The sequence below is a fragment of the Pseudomonas sp. Z1-29 genome (assembly GCF_051131995.1).
GTDB lineage: Bacteria > Pseudomonadota > Gammaproteobacteria > Pseudomonadales > Pseudomonadaceae > Aquipseudomonas.
On record NZ_CP071645.1, the window covers coordinates 43285 to 61194 of the forward strand.

Below are 17910 nucleotides of genomic sequence, written 5' to 3' on the forward strand. Positions count from 1 at the left end.
GAGGGGGAACCGGGCTTGATTGGCTGTCAGCAGCAGCCCGGTTGGACGGGATTGGCGTTATTTGCCGATGCAGAAGCTGGAGAAGATCCGCCCCAGCAAGTCATCGGAACTGAAGGCTCCGGTGATTTCACCCAGGGAATGCTGCGCTTGGCGCAGGTCTTCGGCCAGCAACTCACCGGCGCCTGCCAGGGTCAGCTGCGCACGACCGTGCTCCAGGGCAGCGCTGGCGTGACGCAACGCTTCAAGATGCCGGCGGCGAGCGCTGAAGCTGCTTTCCGATGTCTGCTCGTAGCCCATGCAGGCCTTGAGATGATCGCGCAGTAATTCCAGGCCTTCACCGGCCGCCTTCGCGCTCAGGCTGATAGTGACGTGGCCATCGTCGCTCACTTCGAGGGCTATCGCTTCGCCCGTCAGGTCTGCCTTGTTGCGAATCAAGGTGACTTTTGCCGGATCCGGACGAACCTCCAGGAATTCAGGCCACAGAGCGAAAGGATCGCCTGCTTCCGGCGCAGTGGCATCCACCACCAACAATATGCGATCAGCCTCGCCAATAGCCTTGAGGGCCCGCTCCACGCCGATTTTCTCGACCTGGTCATTGGTATCGCGCAAGCCAGCGGTGTCCACGACGTGCAGCGGCATGCCGTCGATGTGGATATGTTCACGCAGGATGTCCCGGGTGGTGCCGGCAATCTCGGTGACGATGGCAGCCTCGCGCCCGGCCAGGGCGTTCAAGAGGCTGGACTTACCAGCGTTGGGGCGGCCGGCAATGACCACAGTCATACCGTCGCGCAACAAAGCCCCCTGCCCAGCCTCTCTCAAGACTGTGGATAATTCATCGCGCACCTTGTCGAGCATGCTCAACACGTGGCCGTCGGCGAGAAAATCGATTTCCTCCTCGGGGAAATCGATGGCCGCCTCTACGTAGATCCGCAGACCGATCAGTTGCTCGGTAAGGTTATGCACACGCTGTGAAAACGCGCCCTGTAATGACCGTAACGCATTGCGTGCAGCCTGCGCAGAACTGGCTTCGATCAGATCGGCGATCGCCTCGGCCTGGGCCAGGTCGAGTTTGTCATTAAGAAAGGCCCGCTCGCTGAACTCACCCGGCCGGGCCAGGCGGCAACCCAACTCGAGGCAACGCTGGAGCAGCATGTCCAGGACGATGGGGCCGCCATGCCCCTGCAGCTCCAGCACATCCTCGCCGGTGAATGAGTTCGGCTCAGGGAAATACAAGGCCAGGCCTTCATCGAGGACATGTTTGTCAGCGTCTAGAAAAGGTCCGTAGTGAGCGAAGCGCGGTTTCAGGTCGCGGCCGCTGATAGCCTTGGCCGCAACGCCAGCCAAAGGCCCCGAAATACGGACGATGCCGACCCCGCCGCGACCTTGGGCGGTGGCGACGGCGGCGATGGTTTCACGCGGTGCGCTCATAAACCGGTATCCAGACAAAAATGGCAGATAGCAAAACGCCCCACTAGGGGGCGTTTTGTGTGGTTATCCACAGGGCAAGTTACGCCTCGGCTTTTTTCGTGGCCGCTTCGATCTTACGCGTGATGTACCACTGCTGAGTGATGGACAACACGTTGTTCACAACCCAGTACAGCACAAGACCGGCCGGGAACCACAGGAAGAAGAAGGTGAAGATGATCGGCATCATTTTCATGACCTTCGCCTGCATCGGGTCCGGAGGTGTCGGGTTCAGCTGCTGCTGGATGAACATGGTGGCGCCCATGATGATCGGCAGGATGAAGAACGGATCCTTGATCGACAGGTCGGTGATCCACAGCATGAACGGTGCCTGGCGCATCTCCACGCTTTCCAGCAGAACCCAGTAAAGCGCGAGGAACACCGGCATCTGTACAAGAATCGGCAAGCAACCACCCAGCGGGTTGATCTTCTCTTTCTTGTACAGCTCCATCATGGCCTGGGACATTTTCTGCCGGTCATCGCCATGCTGTTCTTTCAGGGCAGCCAGTTTCGGTGCCACTGCACGCATGCGCGCCATGGATTTGTAGCTGGCCGCCGACAATGGGAAGAAAATACCCTTGATCAGCATGGTGAGGAAGATGATCGACCAGCCCCAGTTGCCGACGATGCTGTGGATATGTTGCAGCAACCAGAAGATTGGCTGGGCAATGAACCACAGGAAACCGTAGTCGACGGTCAATTCCAGGCCAGGGGACAACTGCTTCAGCACGGCTTGGCTTTTCGGACCGGCATACAGAATGGCGCTGGTCTCGACTTTTGCACCTGGCGCTGCAGTCAATGCAGGGCCGGTATAGCCGACGATGTAGTTGCCTTTACTGTCCTTGCGCGTCTGGACGACATTGTTTTCGCCCTTCTGCGGAATCCATGCCGTTACGAAGTAGTGTTGCAACCAGGCAACCCAGCCACCCTGAACGGTTTCTTTCAGCTGAGCCTTGTCCATGTCCTTCATGGACACTTTTTTGTACGGCTCCGAACTTGTCCACAGGGCAGCGCCCAGGTAAGTCGCGGTACCGGTGGCGGTGCTGGACGAAGGATCATCACTGGCGTCGCGCTTCAACTGCGCGAACATCGCACCCGACCAGGGCTGAGCGCTCTGGTTGTCTACCAGATAGGAAACAGTCACGTCATACAGGCCGCGTTTCAGGGTGAAACGCTTGATGTAATTGACGCCGTCCTTGCTGAACTTCAGGTCGACGACCAGTTGGTCCTGGCCGTCAGCCAGCTGATAGACCTTCTTCTCGGCGGAATAAACCGGACGACCGGCCGGATTGGCATCCGGGCCATTGGCACCAATCAGGCCACTTTGAGCCAGATAGGTCCGCTCGTTACCGTTGTCGAACAACTGGAACGGGATTTCCGGGTGATCCTGGCGACGCGGATACAGCGGCAGCTTCAATTGAGCGACATCACCACCTTGTGGATCGATTGCCAGCTCGAGCACATCCGTCTTGATCTGAATCAGGTCCTTGCTGGCCGCCACAGGGGCTTCGGCTGGGGCGCTGGTGTCGCTTGCCGCGCGCGGGACATCGTCATTGCTGGCGGTGTTATTGCCAGTTGTTGTATCCGGCAGACTCGGTGCGGTATTGCTGGCTGCAACATTCTGAGTCGGCAGGGCAGCCTGGCCATAGTCCTGGTTCCATTTAAGGACCATGACATAGGACACGATTGCCAGGGCGACGATCAGGATCGTGCGTTTGATATCCATGATTACTCGGCCATCGAAGAAGAACGGGAGGTAGGGATAGGCGGAACCGGGTCATAACCGCCGGGATTCCACGGATGACAGCGACCTAAACGACGAAAGGTCAGCCAGCCACCGCGCAGAAGACCATGATTTTCTATGGCTTCATACGCGTAGCAGGAACAACTGGGGTAGAAACGACAGTGGCTGGCCATCAGGGGACTAATGGCATAGCGATAAAACTGGATCGGAACGAGTGCCAGTTTACGCATCGGTGCTGTCTACCCCTACAGTCTCGGTGTTGGCTACCGGTGCTGGCTTGTTACGAGCCAGGCGTTTCCAGAGCTTGCCGAAATGCTGAATCAATTCGGGGTTTTCTACGTCACCCAAACCTTTGCGCGCGACGATAACAATGTCCCAGCCGACCAGTGAATCCTGGTTCAGGCGAAACGATTCGCGCATCAGACGTTTGAGGCGATTGCGCTGAACAGAGAGCTTGACGCTCTTTTTCCCGATAACCAGCCCAAGGCGGGGGTGATCGAGATCGTTGCTGCGCGCAAGGAGCAGGAGATTTTTCCCCGGAACCTTGCCGGTAGGGGAGTCAAAGACTGCCTTGAAATGCCGGGGTGTAAGCAGACGCTTTTCCCGACTGAAGTCCTGACTCACCTCCAGTGCCGGATTATCAAACTGCCAGACGCGCACGACCTTTGGCGCGACGACGCGACAGGACGGCACGACCGTTCTTGGTAGCCATGCGAGCACGGAAACCGTGGGTACGAGCGCGTTTGATAGTGCTTGGTTGGAAAGTACGTTTCATGTCGTGTTACCTGGTTCGTCCACAACGGGCCGGAATGGCCCCCGTTTTAAGAGACCGGGGATTCTAGAGAAAGCAAGCCTCTAGGTCAATTTCCAACCAGCGTTTCCTTTAAATAGATATCCAGCCCTCCTTTGCTGATTCGACGCAGACCGCTAGATATAGAAATAAAGAAGGGAATTATTTAAAGCTTTTCTGTAAAGCTTATAAAAGCTAGCAAGCCACCTGCCTGTGGATAACCGTATCAAGGCCTTACAAACCGCTGTGTACAGAGAATGACAACTACACTGGAAAGCGGTGACAACCCTGTGCTGCGCTGTCGGATAAGCTGTGGGTGGAACGGGTAGTTATCCACAGACAGGTTATCCACTGAGTTTGCCCCCCAGTTGTACAACGAGCTCAGGGTTGGTTATCCACAGGGCTTATCCACTGACCGTCCGTCGTCTTTCGTTCCGTTAAGGCATTGATAAATCATGGGCGATGCGCAACCTGCATGTGGATAAGTGAGCGGCTGATCGCTACAATGGCCGCTTGTTTTTGCCTCACCGGCTTTCAACTCAGGGGATATCCGTGTCAGTGGAACTTTGGCAGCAGTGCGTTGAGCTTTTGCGCGATGAGTTGCCTGCCCAACAATTCAACACTTGGATCCGTCCACTACAGGTCGAAGCCGAAGGCGACGAGTTGCGCGTCTATGCGCCGAACCGTTTCGTTCTCGACTGGGTCAACGAAAAGTACCTTGGCCGGGTCATGGAACTGCTCGATGAGCATGGCAATGGCATGGCGCCTGCGCTGTCCCTGTTAATAGGCAGCAAGCGCAGCTCGGCACCGCGCGCGGCACCCAATGCGCCGCTGGCCGCTGCTGCGTCACAGGCGCAACAGGCCACTACGCCACCGACCAACAACCATGCCGCACCGACGCCCGCGCCTGCCCCGGGCAAACGCAACGCTCAGAAGGTCGCCGAAGTCAGCGAGGAGCCCTCCCGGGACAGCTTCGACCCAATGGCCGGTGCGAGCTCCCAGCAGGCACCGGTGCGCGCTGAACAACGGACGGTCCAGGTCGAAGGTGCGCTCAAGCACACCAGCTACCTGAACCGGACCTTTACCTTCGAGAACTTCGTCGAAGGCAAGTCCAACCAACTGGCCCGGGCTGCAGCTTGGCAGGTGGCGGACAATCCCAAGCACGGCTACAACCCGCTCTTCCTTTATGGCGGCGTCGGCCTGGGTAAGACCCACCTGATGCACGCGGTGGGCAACCATCTATTAAAGAAGAATCCGAATGCCAAGGTCGTCTACCTGCATTCCGAGCGTTTCGTGGCTGACATGGTCAAGGCGTTGCAACTGAACGCCATCAACGAGTTCAAGCGTTTCTACCGTTCGGTGGACGCCTTGCTGATCGACGACATCCAATTTTTCGCTCGCAAGGAACGGTCTCAGGAAGAGTTTTTCCACACCTTCAACGCATTGCTTGAAGGTGGGCAGCAGGTCATTCTTACCAGCGACCGCTACCCGAAAGAGATCGAAGGCCTCGAAGAACGCCTCAAGTCACGTTTCGGTTGGGGCCTGACGGTGGCCGTAGAGCCGCCGGAACTGGAAACCCGCGTCGCGATCCTGATGAAGAAGGCCGACCAGGCCAAGGTCGAGCTGCCTCACGATGCAGCGTTCTTCATTGCCCAGCGTATTCGCTCGAACGTGCGTGAGCTGGAAGGTGCACTGAAGCGGGTGATTGCCCACTCTCACTTCATGGGTCGCGATATCACCATCGAGCTGATCCGCGAATCCTTGAAGGACTTGCTGGCGCTGCAGGACAAGCTTGTCTCTGTGGATAACATTCAGCGCACCGTTGCTGAATACTACAAAATCAAGATTTCCGATCTGCTTTCCAAACGCCGTTCGCGTTCGGTGGCACGACCGCGCCAGGTGGCCATGGCCTTGTCCAAGGAGCTGACCAACCACAGCCTGCCGGAAATCGGCGATGTGTTTGGCGGACGCGACCATACCACCGTGTTGCACGCCTGCCGCAAGATCAACGAACTTAAGGAATCCGACGCGGACATCCGCGAGGACTACAAGAACCTGCTGCGTACACTGACCACTTGATGACCACCAGCGCAGCTTATTAAGGCAAGGGACTAGACCATGCATTTCACCATTCAACGCGAAGCCCTGTTGAAACCCCTGCAACTGGTCGCGGGCGTCGTCGAACGCCGCCAGACCTTGCCGGTACTTTCCAACGTGCTGCTGGTTGTCGAAGGCCAGCAATTGTCGCTGACCGGTACCGACCTGGAAGTCGAGCTGGTCGGTCGTGTCCAACTTGAAGAGCCGGCCGATCCGGGTTCCATCACCGTGCCGGCGCGCAAGCTGATGGACATCTGCAAGAGCCTGCCAAACGACGCGCTGATCGACATCAAGGTCGATGAGCAGAAGCTCGTGGTCAAGGCCGGTCGTAGCCGCTTCACCTTGTCGACCCTGCCAGCCAACGATTTCCCGACGGTGGAAGAAGGCCCGGGCTCGCTGACCTGCAGCCTGGAACAAAGCAAGCTGCGTCGCCTGATCGAGCGGACCAGTTTCGCCATGGCCCAGCAGGACGTGCGTTATTACCTCAACGGCATGCTGCTGGAGGTCTCGGCCGGCATCATCCGCGCCGTGGCCACTGATGGTCACCGCCTGGCGATGTGCTCCATGCAAGCCGATATCGGCCAGCCGGATCGTCACCAGGTCATCGTGCCGCGCAAAGGCATCCTGGAACTGGCGCGCCTGCTGACCGAGCCGGATGGCAACGTCAGCATCGTCCTGGGCCAGCATCACATTCGCGCGACCACCGGCGAGTTCACCTTCACTTCGAAACTGGTGGACGGCAAATTCCCTGACTACGAGCGCGTCCTGCCCAAAGGTGGCGACAAGCTGGTACTTGGCGATCGTCAGGCGCTGCGCGAAGCCTTCAGCCGCACCGCGATCCTGTCCAACGAGAAGTATCGCGGCATTCGTCTGCAACTGGCCAACGGTCAGCTGAAGATCCAGGCGAACAACCCGGAGCAGGAAGAAGCGGAAGAAGAAGTAGGCGTGGAGTACAACGGTAGCTCCCTGGAAATCGGCTTCAACGTCAGCTATCTGCTGGACGTATTGGGTGTGATGACCACCGAGCAGGTACGTCTGATCCTGTCCGACTCCAACAGCAGTGCACTGGTGCAGGAATCCGACAACGACGATTCGGCTTACGTTGTCATGCCGATGCGTCTGTAATCAGAATCAGCTAGATGTCCTTAAGTCGCGTCTCGGTCACCGCGGTGCGCAATCTGCACCCGGTGACCTTCTCCCCCTCCCCCCGCATCAATATCCTTTACGGCGCCAACGGCAGCGGCAAGACCAGCGTCCTCGAAGCCGTGCATCTGCTTGGGCTTGCCCGTTCGTTTCGCAGCACCCGCCTATTGCCGGTCATTCAGTACGACCAACTGGCATGCACGGTGTTTGGCCAGGTTGAACTGGCTGAAGGTGGTCACAGCGCATTGGGGATTTCACGGGACCGGCAGGGCGAGTTCCAGATTCGCATCGACGGGCAAAACGCCCGTAGCGCAGCACAACTGGCGGAAATCCTCCCGTTGCAGCTGATCAATCCGGACAGCTTTCGGTTGTTGGAAGGGGCGCCGAAGATTCGCCGGCAGTTTCTCGACTGGGGTGTGTTCCACGTGGAACCACGTTTCATGGCCACGTGGCAGCGCTTGCAGAAGGCGCTGCGCCAGCGAAACTCTTGGCTGCGACATGGTACACTTGACGCCGTTTCGCAAGCGGTTTGGGACAGAGAGCTGTGCCAAGCCAGTGCCGAAATCGATGAATACCGCCGCGCTTATATAAAAGCCTTGAAACCGGTCTTCGAACAGACCTTGAGCGAACTGGTTGAGCTTGAGGGACTGACGCTCAGCTATTACCGAGGCTGGGACAAGGACCGGGAGTTGAGCGCCGTGCTGGCTGGGTCACTGCAGCGTGATCAGCAGATGGGACATACCCAGGCCGGACCACAACGTGCTGACTTGCGTCTCAGACTGGGCGCGCACAATGCAGCGGACATATTGTCCCGCGGTCAGCAGAAGTTGGTGGTGTGCGCCTTGCGTATCGCCCAAGGTCACTTGGTCAGCCAGGCCCGTCGCGGTCAGTGTATTTATCTGGTGGATGACTTGCCGTCCGAACTGGACGAGACCCACCGCCGTGCGCTTTGCCGCTTGCTGGAAGACTTACGCTGCCAGGTGTTCATCACCTGTGTAGACCACGAATTATTGAGGGAAGGCTGGCAGACGGAAACGCCAGTCGCTCTGTTCCACGTGGAACAGGGCCGTATCACCCAGACCCACGACCATCGGGAGTGAAGGCATTGAGCGAAGAAAACACGTACGACTCAACGAGCATTAAAGTGCTTAAAGGCCTGGATGCCGTACGCAAACGTCCCGGTATGTACATTGGTGACACCGACGATGGCAGCGGTCTGCACCACATGGTGTTCGAGGTGGTCGACAACTCCATCGACGAAGCCCTTGCCGGTCATTGCGACGACATCAGCATCATTATCCACCCGGATGAGTCCATCACCGTTCGCGACAACGGCCGTGGCATCCCGGTAGACGTACACAAAGAAGAAGGCGTTTCCGCGGCTGAGGTCATCATGACCGTATTGCACGCCGGCGGTAAGTTCGACGACAACTCCTACAAAGTATCCGGCGGTCTGCACGGTGTAGGTGTGTCGGTTGTGAACGCGCTGTCCGAGAAGCTTGTTCTCACTGTTCGCCGCAGCGGCAAGATCTGGGAACAGACCTACGTCCACGGCGTGCCTCAGGCGCCGATGGCAATCGTTGGCGACAGTGAGTCCACGGGGACCCAGATTCACTTCAAGGCCTCCAGCGAAACCTTCAAGAACATCCACTTCAGCTGGGATATCCTGGCCAAGCGGATTCGTGAGCTGTCCTTCCTGAACTCCGGTGTCGGCATCGTCCTCAAGGACGAGCGCAGCGGCAAGGAAGAGCTGTTCAAGTACGAAGGCGGCCTGCGGGCATTCGTCGAGTACCTGAACACCAACAAGACCCCGGTCAACCAGGTGTTCCACTTCAACGTCCAGCGTGAAGACGGCATCGGCGTGGAAATCGCCCTGCAGTGGAACGACAGCTTCAACGAGAACCTGTTGTGCTTTACCAACAACATTCCGCAGCGCGATGGTGGTACTCACCTGGTGGGCTTCCGTTCAGCGCTGACGCGTAACCTGAACAACTACATCGAACAGGAAGGCCTGGCGAAGAAGCACAAGGTCGCCACCACCGGTGACGACGCCCGCGAAGGTCTGACCGCGATCATCTCGGTGAAGGTGCCGGATCCGAAGTTCAGTTCCCAGACCAAGGACAAGCTGGTGTCTTCCGAAGTGAAGACCGCCGTCGAACAGGAGATGGGCAAGTACTTCTCCGACTTCCTGCTCGAGAACCCGAACGAAGCCAAGCTGGTGGTCGGCAAGATGATCGACGCCGCCCGTGCCCGTGAAGCGGCGCGCAAGGCCCGCGAGATGACTCGCCGCAAAGGCGCGCTGGACATCGCCGGGTTGCCAGGCAAATTGGCCGATTGCCAGGAGAAGGACCCTGCCCTGTCCGAGCTGTACCTGGTGGAAGGTGACTCTGCTGGCGGTTCCGCCAAGCAGGGCCGCAACCGTCGTACCCAGGCGATCCTGCCGCTCAAGGGCAAGATCCTTAACGTCGAGAAGGCGCGCTTCGACAAGATGATCTCTTCCCAGGAGGTCGGTACGCTGATCACCGCGCTGGGCTGTGGCATCGGCCGCGAAGAGTACAACATCGACAAGCTGCGCTATCACAACATCATCATCATGACCGACGCCGACGTCGACGGTTCGCACATCCGCACCTTGCTGCTGACGTTCTTCTTCCGTCAGTTGCCGGAGCTGATCGAGCGCGGCTACATCTATATCGCCCAGCCGCCTTTGTACAAGGTCAAGAAAGGCAAGCAAGAGCAATACATCAAAGACGACGACGCCATGGAAGAGTACATGACGCAGTCGGCCCTGGAAGACGCGAGCCTGCACCTGAACGAAGATGCCCCAGGCATTTCCGGTGAAGCCCTTGAGCGCCTGGTGAATGACTTCCGCCTGGTGATGAAGACCCTCAAGCGCCTGTCGCGCCTGTACCCACAGGAACTGACCGAGCACTTCATCTACCTGCCGGCCGTCAGCCTCGAGCAGCTGTCCGACCACGCAGCGATGCAGGATTGGCTGGCCCAGTACGAAGTACGCCTGCGTACCGTGGAAAAATCCGGCCTGGTCTACAAAGCCAGCCTGCGTGAAGACCGTGAGCGTAACGTCTGGCTGCCAGAGGTTGAACTGATCTCCCACGGTCTGTCGAACTACGTCACCTTCAACCGCGACTTCTTCGGCAGCAACGACTACAAGACCGTCGTATCCCTCGGCGCGCAACTGAGCACGCTGTTGGACGAAGGTGCGTACATCCAACGTGGTGAGCGCAAGAAAGCCGTGACCGAGTTCAAGGAAGCCCTTGAATGGCTGATGGCCGAAAGCACCAAGCGCCACACCATCCAGCGATACAAAGGGCTGGGTGAGATGAACCCGGATCAGCTGTGGGAAACCACCATGGATCCGGGCTCGCGCCGCATGCTGAAAGTCACCATCGAAGACGCCATTGGCGCGGACCAGATCTTCAACACCCTGATGGGTGATGCGGTCGAGCCCCGTCGTGACTTCATCGAGAGCAACGCGTTGGCGGTGTCCAACCTGGATTTCTGATCCGGCTTGCCCTGCCCCAACGAAAAAGGCCAACGCTCATGCGTTGGCCTTTTTTTATGCTAACTGGCTACCGAAGCCTCACTGCCTGCCGCCACACTCTCCAACCGATACCCATACCCGTAGATCGTCAACAACTGCCAGCCGCGATCAGCGGTCAGCCCGAGCTTGTTGCGCAGGCGATAGATGTGGGTGTCGAGCGGGCGCGACGACGTCATTTCTTCATGGGTCCAGAAGCGCTCATAAAAATATTCCCGTGACAGCGGCCGGCCCAGGTTGGCGAACAGGCAGCGGGCCAGGCGGTACTCCCGTTCAGTCAGGCTGATGGGGATACCGGCGCGGGTAACGGTCAATTCGGCATCGTCGAATTCGAGGTCATTGAACACCAGCACTTCAGTGGTCGGGGTGCGTTGCAGGTTGTGACGCCTTAGCACCGCGGTGACCCGGGCCTTGAGCTCGTTGGGACGGAAAGGTTTACTGACGTAGTCATCGGCACCGGCGTTGAGGGCCTGGACGATGTCATGCTCGCCGTCGCGGCTGGTGAGCATGATGGCCGCGGGTGGCGAATCCATGTGCTCGCGCGTCCAGCGCAGCAAGGACAAGCCGCTGATGTCAGGTAACTGCCAGTCCAGGATCAACAGGTCAAACGTTTCCCTGCGCAGTTGTCGCAACAGGTCTTCACCCCGTTCGAAACTGTGCAGTGTCCAGGCGGGCTCTCCCCTGCCGGGAATTTGCTGCAGTGTCTGTTCCACCCGGCGCAACTCCGCCGGTTCATCGTCCAGTATGGCGACACGCATGGAATGCGATTCCTTGGTTCCAAGAATAACGGACATTCTCAGCTGGCAATCAAAAGCAGCCGGTGGCTGGTTCGTCGTCGTTGAGCTGTCACTGGCTGCGACAATACCGGCTCGCGATGCGAAGTGAAAGGCAGCCGCATTGCCATCATCAAGTCCGTTATAGTCATGGCCGCAGCTGTGAGCTAGAGGCTGCGCGGCATGTACAACCATCCCGATCTTCCGCCAAGGTACTTATGAGCCATCCGCGTCGCCGTGAAAGCCGTGAACCGACCCAGGTGCAGCGATTGTTTCGACAATTGATGCGCGAAGGGTTGTGGATAAGCCTGGTGCTGCTCCCGCTGACCGCGCTGGTCTCGTTCAGCCTGCAATCGGCGCGCAACGGCCCAGCGGCTGCATTGTTGTCGGTGTGCCTGGTTGGCTGTGTAATGGGTTTGTTGCTGTTGCGTCCGCACTTCGCATTGGGAGCGACGTTGGGCGGGATGGGTCTGGCCCTGCTACTCAGCGCACTGCTGGGCGCGCAGGGTTGGGGGTGGTCGCCGGTGGCCAGCCTGTTGGGCATGCTGCTGGGTTATCTGATCTGGAACTGGCGGCGCCTGAGCGTGGTGCTGGCTTATTTCGGTTGGGAGCTGGCGCGCCTGGATGCTGAGCCCAAGGTCTTCCCGGAGCGCCGTCGAGCCTCCTACACCGGCAGTGATCGCTTGCAAGGCCAGATTATGGCCTTGGAACAAGCCATGAGCCGAACCCGGGACACGCGCCGATTTATTGCCGACGGCCTGGAGTACCTGCCGGTAGCAACGATGATCAGTGATCCACAGGGCAACCTGTTGCTGGGTAATCGCAAGGCTCGCGAGTTGTTCGGTCACGCTTTGGCGGGCAGTGATGTGCTGGAGGAATTGGCGCGGTTGGGTTATCCGGCATTGGTCCACTCCCCTGCACATCGCTTGTCCACGTTACCACTGGTTGAATTTCGCGATACCCGCGAGCGCAGCTTGCGACTGGAACGTGCCGCGCTGTTGCCGGTGGACGGTGATGTGCCCATTGGCTGGCTGCTCAGCCTGACTGATCTGAGCGCTGAACGGGAAGCCGAAGAGCAGCGCAGCGTCATGCTTCGTTTTCTCTCCCACGATCTGCGCGCGCCCCATTCGGCGATCCTGGCTCTGCTCGATGTGCAGCGGCATCAGGCCGGTGCCGACAAGCCGCTATTCGACCAGATCGAGCGCCAGGTGCGCCGCGCCCTGGAACTGACCGATGGGTTTGTGCAGTTGGCCAAGGCCGAGTCCGAGGCCTACCAGTTCCAACCGAGCCTGTTCGCCATGCTGGTGCTGGACGTGATCGACCAGGCATTGCCTGTTGCCCAGGCCAGGAGTATTCGGTTGGAACACCAACTCGACGATGAGGAAGCGCTGATCAGCGCTGATCAGCCCCTGCTGACCCGCGCCCTGTTCAACTTGTTGGAGAACGCCATCAAGTACAGTGCGCCCGACACGTGTATAGCGTTGCAGGTCCGTTGTGCTGAGGGCTGGTTGACGTGTGACGTCGTTGATCAGGGCAAAGGCATCGGCGCGCAGGAACTGCCGGATCTGTTCGTCCAGTACCGACGGTTTTCGTCGGCCCATGGCGTGGATGGCATCGGTTTGGGGCTGTCGATGGTCAAGGCGGTCGTGGACCGTCATGGTGGGCAAATCGATTGCCGTAGCGTGGTAGGCGAAGGCACTACGTTCAGCCTGCGCTTTCCGTTGTTGGAGGAATAAAAAAAGATCGCGGCCTTGGTCAGGCAGCGACCTTTTTCAGTGCGCTATAAAAACTTATGCACCTCGTACAAGGTTTTAGGTGTTTAAGAAATATGTATTAAAAACAGCGAGTTAAACGTTAAAACTGACGAAATCCGAAAAAACGGTACACAGCTTATCCACAATTCTCATACAGCCAACTTGTCCGTCGCAGCCGGCGCAGCAGGGGCCGGAGGAAGCGAGCCCAATTCCCGTTGCGTCTGTTCATTCCAAGCCTGTACACGGTCGTTCAGCTCGGCAATCGCGCGCGGCCCACTGCCCTCTGCATACATGGGGGCGCCGATGACCACGGTGATAACGCCTGGCGTTCTGACCCAGCCGGCCTTGGGCCAGAATTTGCCCGCATTGTGTGCAATCGGTAGTACTGGCAGGCCGGCGTTTACCGCCAATGCGGAGCCACTGCGGGAAAACTTGCCGATGGTCCCGTAAGGTACGCGGGTGCCCTCGGGAAAGATTAGTACCCAAACGTTGTCCTTGAGCAGCACATCGCCTTTTTGCGCTACCTGCTTGAGGGCAACCTTCGGGTTGTCACGGTCGATGGCAATCGGGCGCAGCATCGCCATGGCCCAGCCGAAGAACGGTACAAACAGCAGCTCGCGCTTGAGCACTTGGCTCAACGGTTCGAAATAAGCCGAGAGAAAGAAGGTCTCCCAGGTGCTCTGGTGGTTGGACTGGATGACACAAGGGCGCTCAGGCACATTCTCGGCACCTTTCACTTCGTAGCGGATGCCCAGAAACACCTTGCTCAGCCAGAGTGCGCAACGGCACCAGTAAACATTGATGAAGCGGTAGCGCGTCCTGAACGACATGAACGGCGCGACAAAAAAACTCAACGTGCACCACAACAAGGAACTGGTGCCCAGCAGCAGGTAAAAGAGGAAGCTTCTGATGGCCTGCAATATCGACATAGCGGCGTTTACCATTGCGGGCAATGCCCGCCTGTTCAAGCGCTTCCCGAACAATCCTTGATCAGGATGTCTTGGGAGCTCTAATTGTGGATAAGTTCAGCGGCAACCGCCGCCAGGTCGTCAAAAATCAAGGTGCCCACCGGTAGGGCCTTGCCCAGAGTCTTTTCGCCTTTTCCGGTCTTGACCAAAACTGGCTGACAATCGACGGCCTTCGCCGCCTCCAGGTCACCGAGGCTGTCGCCGACAAACCACACGCCCGACAGCGCAACGCCATAGTGAGCGGCGATGGTTTTCAGCATGCCGGGCTTGGGCTTGCGGCAATCGCAGCCTTCGTCCGGCCCATGTGGGCAATAAACGATCAGCCCGATGTCACCGCCCTGCCCGGCCACCAGCTCACGCAAGCGTTCATGCATGGCGTTGAGGACGGCGAGTTCGTAGTAACCGCGCGCAATGCCCGACTGGTTGGTGGCGACCGTCACCGTCCAGCCGGCCTTGCTCAATTGTGCGATGGCCTCGATGGAACCGGGAATCGGCAACCACTCCTCCACCGACTTGATGTAAGCGTCGGAGTCGTGATTGATCACTCCGTCCCGATCGAGAATCAGCAGTTTCAAGACTTACCCCAGCAGCGAAATATCGGCAACACCGAGGAACAACCCACGCAGACGCGCCAGCAGCGCATAGCGGTTGGCTCGCACGTTGGCGTCTTCGGCATTGACCATCACCGCTTCGAAAAACGCATCCACCGGTTCACGCAATGCTGCCAGGCGCGCCAGGGTTTCGCTGTACTGACGCGCCGCTGCCATCGGCTGGACTGCCTGGTCCGCCTGCTGGATCGCCGAGTACAGGGAGAACTCATTGGCGTTGTCGAAGTACTTGGCTTCAACGACGGCCGCAATGTTGCCTTCGGCCTTGCTCAGCAGGTTCGACACGCGCTTGTTCACCGCCGCCAGCGCCGCCGCTTCCGGCAGTTTGCGGAACGCCTGCACTGCCTGTACACGTTGGTCGAAGTCCAGGGCAGAGCCCGGTTTCAGGGCTCGCACCGACAGGTAGGTCGCGACGTCGACACCTTCGTCTTCATAACGCGCACGCAGTCGGTCGAAAATGAATTCCAGCACCGCGTCGGCCAGGCCGGCAGCCTTGACCTTGCTGCCGAACGCATTCACGGCGAAGGCCACGGCGTCGTTCAGGTCCAGGTCCAGCTGCTTGTCGATGAGGATGCGCAGCACACCCAGCGCTGCGCGACGCAGTGCGTACGGGTCCTTGCTGCCGGTGGGCAGCATGCCGATACCGAAGATGCCGACCAGAGTGTCGAGCTTGTCGGCGATCGCCACGGCCGCACCGGTCAGGGTGGTCGGCAATTCAGCGCCGGCGCCACGCGGCATGTACTGTTCGTTCAGCGCCAGGGCAACATCCTGCGGCTCGCCGTCGTTGAGGGCGTAGTAGTAACCGGCGATACCTTGCATCTCCGGGAACTCACCGACCATCTCGGTGGACAGGTCGCACTTGGACAGGATGCCGGCACGTGCAGCGCGCTGGGCATCGCCGCCGATGCGTGGAGCGATGAATGCTGCCAGTTTCGATACGCGCTCGGCCTTGTCGTAGACACTGCCGAGTTTTTCCTGGAACACCACGTTGCGCAGGCGCTCGTTGAAGCTTTCCAGGGGCTGCTTCTTGTCTTGCTTGAAGAAGAACTCGGCATCGGTCAAACGCGGACGTACGACTTTTTCGTTACCGGCGATGATCTGCTGCGGGTCCTTGCTTTCGATGTTGGCCACCGTGATGAAGCGCGGCAGCAACTTGCCTTCGGCGTCCAGCAGGCAGAAGTATTTCTGGTTGTCCTGCATGGTGGTGATCAGCGCTTCCTGGGGCACTTCAAGGAAGCGTTCCTCGAACGAGCACACCAGTGGCACCGGCCATTCCACCAGCGCGGTCACTTCGTCCAGCAGGTTGGCCGGCACGATAGCCGTGCCTTCCTGGGCGGTCGCCAGTTCTTCGGTGCGTTTGCTGATCAGCTCGCGGCGCTCGTTGGAATCGGCCAATACATAGGCAGCGCGAAGGTCGGCCAGGTAATTGGCCGGCGACGTGATACGCACGCTCTGCGGATGATGGAAACGGTGACCGCGAGAATCACGACCGGCCTTTTGGGCGAGGATCGTGCAATCGATGACCTGGTCACCGAGCAGCATCACCAGCCATTGGGTCGGACGCACGAACTCTTCCTTGCGCGCAGCCCAGCGCATGCGCTTGGGAATCGGCAAGTCATTGAGGGAGTCTTCGACGATGGTCGGCAACAGGCTGGCGGTCGGCTTGCCCTTGATGCTCTGGCTATAGCGCAGCTTCGGGCCGCTCTGGTCGATTTCGCTCAGATCGACGCCGCACTTCTTGGCGAAGCCCAGGGCGGCCTGGGTCGGGTTGCCGTCGGCATCGAACGCGGCTTGCACGGGCGGGCCGTCGAGGTTGATGCTGCGGTCCGGCTGTTGCGTCGCCAGGGCGGTGATCAGCACGGCCAGGCGGCGCGGCGCGGCGTAGACATGCTTGGTTTCGAAGTTCAGGCCAGCGGCTTGCAGGCCTTTCTCGATGCCGGCCAGGAATGCATCGGCCAGGGTGTTCAGGGCTTTGGGTGGCAGTTCTTCGGTGCCCAGTTCAACCAGAAAATCTTGAGCACTCATTGTGCAGCCTCCAGCTTAGCCAACACTTCATCACGCAGGTCCGGGGTCGCCATCGGGAAGCCCAGCTTGGCACGGGCCAGCAGGTAGGCTTGCGCGACGGAACGCGCCAGGGTGCGCACACGCAGGATGTATTGCTGGCGCGCGGTCACGGAAATCGCCCGGCGTGCATCCAGCAGATTGAAGGTATGAGATGCCTTCAAGACCATTTCATAACTCGGCAGCGGCAGCGGCTGGTCCAGTTCGATCAGGCGCTTGGCTTCGCTTTCATAGAAATCGAACAACTCGAACAGCTTGTCGACGTTGGCGTGTTCGAAGTTGTAGGTCGATTGCTCGACTTCGTTCTGATGGAACACGTCGCCATACGTCACTTTGCCGAACGGACCATCGGCCCATACCAGGTCGTAGACCGAATCCACGCCTTGCAGGTACATGGCCAGGCGTTCCAGGCCGTAGGTGATCTCACCGGTCACCGGGTAGCATTCGATGCCGCCCGCTTGCTGGAAGTAGGTGAATTGGGTCACTTCCATGCCGTTGAGCCAGACTTCCCAGCCCAGGCCCCAGGCGCCCAGGGTTGGCGATTCCCAGTTGTCTTCGACGAAACGAATGTCGTGCACCAGCGGGTCGAGGCCCACGTGTTTGAGGGAGCCCAGGTACAGCTCCTGGAAGTTTTCCGGGTTCGGCTTCAGCACGACCTGAAATTGATAGTAATGCTGCAGGCGGTTCGGGTTTTCGCCGTAGCGGCCGTCAGTCGGGCGGCGGCTTGGTTGCACATAAGCGGCGTTCCAGGTTTCCGGGCCGATGGCACGCAGAAACGTGGCAGTGTGGAAAGTGCCGGCGCCTACTTCCATATCGTAGGGCTGAAGTACCACGCAACCTTGCTCGGCCCAGTATTGCTGGAGGGCGAGGATCAAGTCTTGGAAGGTACGCACGGCTGGCGTAGGCTGGCTCACGAAATTCACCTGTTTCTTGGGCTGCGATTTAAAGA

At 59.0% G+C, this 17910-nt stretch carries 15 protein-coding genes; 5 read left to right on the forward strand and 10 right to left on the reverse strand.

Annotation, left to right across the window (positions count from 1 at the left end):
- Positions 1–57 precede the first annotated feature (57 nt).
- The 5 genes from mnmE to rpmH form a co-directional block, all read right to left on the reverse strand.
- Positions 58–1428: a tRNA uridine-5-carboxymethylaminomethyl(34) synthesis GTPase MnmE gene (mnmE, locus tag J3P84_RS00200; RefSeq protein WP_434626891.1), complete on the reverse strand. Its 1371-nt coding sequence runs from the start codon at positions 1426–1428 to the stop codon at positions 58–60.
- 79 nt (positions 1429–1507) lie between these two features.
- Positions 1508–3190, reverse strand: coding sequence for a membrane protein insertase YidC (gene yidC / locus J3P84_RS00205; RefSeq protein WP_434602341.1), 1683 nt, complete (start codon positions 3188–3190; stop codon positions 1508–1510).
- Positions 3191–3192: 2 nt separating this feature from the next.
- Positions 3193–3438 carry a membrane protein insertion efficiency factor YidD gene (yidD, locus tag J3P84_RS00210; protein ID WP_010465488.1) on the reverse strand — a complete coding sequence of 82 codons (246 nt, stop codon included), beginning with the start codon at positions 3436–3438 and terminating at the stop codon, positions 3193–3195.
- The gene (gene rnpA / locus J3P84_RS00215; RefSeq protein WP_305501422.1) at positions 3431–3832 is read right to left on the reverse strand and encodes a ribonuclease P protein component; all 402 of its coding nucleotides are present in this window, start codon (positions 3830–3832) and stop codon (positions 3431–3433) included. Before rnpA ends, yidD begins: the two co-directional genes overlap by 8 nt.
- A 16-nt stretch (positions 3833–3848) precedes the next feature.
- Positions 3849–3983: a 50S ribosomal protein L34 gene (gene rpmH / locus J3P84_RS00220; protein ID WP_003213577.1), complete on the reverse strand. Its 135-nt coding sequence runs from the start codon at positions 3981–3983 to the stop codon at positions 3849–3851.
- Between the two features lie 567 nt (positions 3984–4550).
- Between rpmH and dnaA the strand changes: the two genes are divergently transcribed.
- The 4 genes from dnaA to gyrB are packed head-to-tail and all read left to right on the forward strand — an operon-like array spanning position 4551 to position 10761.
- Positions 4551–6077: a chromosomal replication initiator protein DnaA gene (gene dnaA / locus J3P84_RS00225; RefSeq protein WP_434626894.1), complete on the forward strand. Its 1527-nt coding sequence runs from the start codon at positions 4551–4553 to the stop codon at positions 6075–6077.
- A gap of 39 nt (positions 6078–6116) precedes the next feature.
- Positions 6117–7220: a DNA polymerase III subunit beta gene (gene dnaN, locus J3P84_RS00230; RefSeq protein WP_434626896.1), complete on the forward strand. Its 1104-nt coding sequence runs from the start codon at positions 6117–6119 to the stop codon at positions 7218–7220.
- A 14-nt stretch (positions 7221–7234) separates the two neighbouring features.
- Positions 7235–8338 (forward strand): DNA replication/repair protein RecF, encoded by a 1104-nt coding sequence (recF, locus tag J3P84_RS00235; protein ID WP_305497751.1) that lies wholly within the window; start codon positions 7235–7237, stop codon positions 8336–8338.
- A gap of 5 nt (positions 8339–8343) precedes the next feature.
- A complete protein-coding gene (gene gyrB, locus J3P84_RS00240; RefSeq protein WP_305497752.1) occupies positions 8344–10761 on the forward strand; it encodes a DNA topoisomerase (ATP-hydrolyzing) subunit B in 2418 nt (805 codons plus the stop codon).
- A 59-nt stretch (positions 10762–10820) separates the two neighbouring features.
- Here gyrB and J3P84_RS00245 read toward each other — a convergent pair whose 3' ends face one another.
- Complete coding sequence (locus J3P84_RS00245) at positions 10821–11555, reverse strand: response regulator transcription factor (RefSeq protein ID WP_434626899.1); 735 nt, start codon at positions 11553–11555, stop codon at positions 10821–10823.
- A 233-nt stretch (positions 11556–11788) separates the two neighbouring features.
- Between J3P84_RS00245 and J3P84_RS00250 the strand changes: the two genes are divergently transcribed.
- Positions 11789–13306 (forward strand): ATP-binding protein, encoded by a 1518-nt coding sequence (locus tag J3P84_RS00250; RefSeq protein WP_434626901.1) that lies wholly within the window; start codon positions 11789–11791, stop codon positions 13304–13306.
- Positions 13307–13473: 167 nt separating this feature from the next.
- On the opposite strand, the gene J3P84_RS00255 is transcribed toward J3P84_RS00250, so the two are convergent.
- The 4 genes from J3P84_RS00255 to glyQ all read right to left on the reverse strand — a co-directional run bounded on the left by J3P84_RS00255 (position 13474) and on the right by glyQ (position 17875).
- Positions 13474–14253 carry a lysophospholipid acyltransferase family protein gene (locus J3P84_RS00255; RefSeq protein ID WP_305497755.1) on the reverse strand — a complete coding sequence of 260 codons (780 nt, stop codon included), beginning with the start codon at positions 14251–14253 and terminating at the stop codon, positions 13474–13476.
- An 80-nt stretch (positions 14254–14333) separates the two neighbouring features.
- Positions 14334–14867, reverse strand: coding sequence for a D-glycero-beta-D-manno-heptose 1,7-bisphosphate 7-phosphatase (gene gmhB / locus J3P84_RS00260; protein ID WP_434626904.1), 534 nt, complete (start codon positions 14865–14867; stop codon positions 14334–14336).
- Positions 14868–14870: 3 nt separating this feature from the next.
- On the reverse strand, positions 14871–16925 hold the full coding sequence (glyS, locus tag J3P84_RS00265) for a glycine--tRNA ligase subunit beta (RefSeq protein ID WP_434626906.1): 2055 nt from the start codon (positions 16923–16925) through the stop codon (positions 14871–14873).
- On the reverse strand, positions 16922–17875 hold the full coding sequence (glyQ, locus tag J3P84_RS00270) for a glycine--tRNA ligase subunit alpha (RefSeq protein WP_022641565.1): 954 nt from the start codon (positions 17873–17875) through the stop codon (positions 16922–16924). Before glyQ ends, glyS begins: the two co-directional genes overlap by 4 nt.
- Between the last annotated feature and the right edge of the window lie 35 nt (positions 17876–17910).

Coding starts and splice junctions, on each gene's coding strand:
- yidD (WP_010465488.1), bottom strand. CDS start 3,438: ATGCGTAAACTGGCACTCGTTCCGATCCAGTTTTATCGCTATGCCATT.
- J3P84_RS00250 (WP_434626901.1), top strand. CDS start 11,789: ATGAGCCATCCGCGTCGCCGTGAAAGCCGTGAACCGACCCAGGTGCAG.
- yidC (WP_434602341.1), bottom strand. CDS start 3,190: ATGGATATCAAACGCACGATCCTGATCGTCGCCCTGGCAATCGTGTCC.
- J3P84_RS00245 (WP_434626899.1), bottom strand. CDS start 11,555: ATGCGTGTCGCCATACTGGACGATGAACCGGCGGAGTTGCGCCGGGTG.
- rpmH (WP_003213577.1), bottom strand. CDS start 3,983: ATGAAACGTACTTTCCAACCAAGCACTATCAAACGCGCTCGTACCCAC.
- glyS (WP_434626906.1), bottom strand. CDS start 16,925: ATGAGTGCTCAAGATTTTCTGGTTGAACTGGGCACCGAAGAACTGCCA.
- recF (WP_305497751.1), top strand. CDS start 7,235: ATGTCCTTAAGTCGCGTCTCGGTCACCGCGGTGCGCAATCTGCACCCG.
- dnaN (WP_434626896.1), top strand. CDS start 6,117: ATGCATTTCACCATTCAACGCGAAGCCCTGTTGAAACCCCTGCAACTG.
- J3P84_RS00255 (WP_305497755.1), bottom strand. CDS start 14,253: ATGTCGATATTGCAGGCCATCAGAAGCTTCCTCTTTTACCTGCTGCTG.
- mnmE (WP_434626891.1), bottom strand. CDS start 1,428: ATGAGCGCACCGCGTGAAACCATCGCCGCCGTCGCCACCGCCCAAGGT.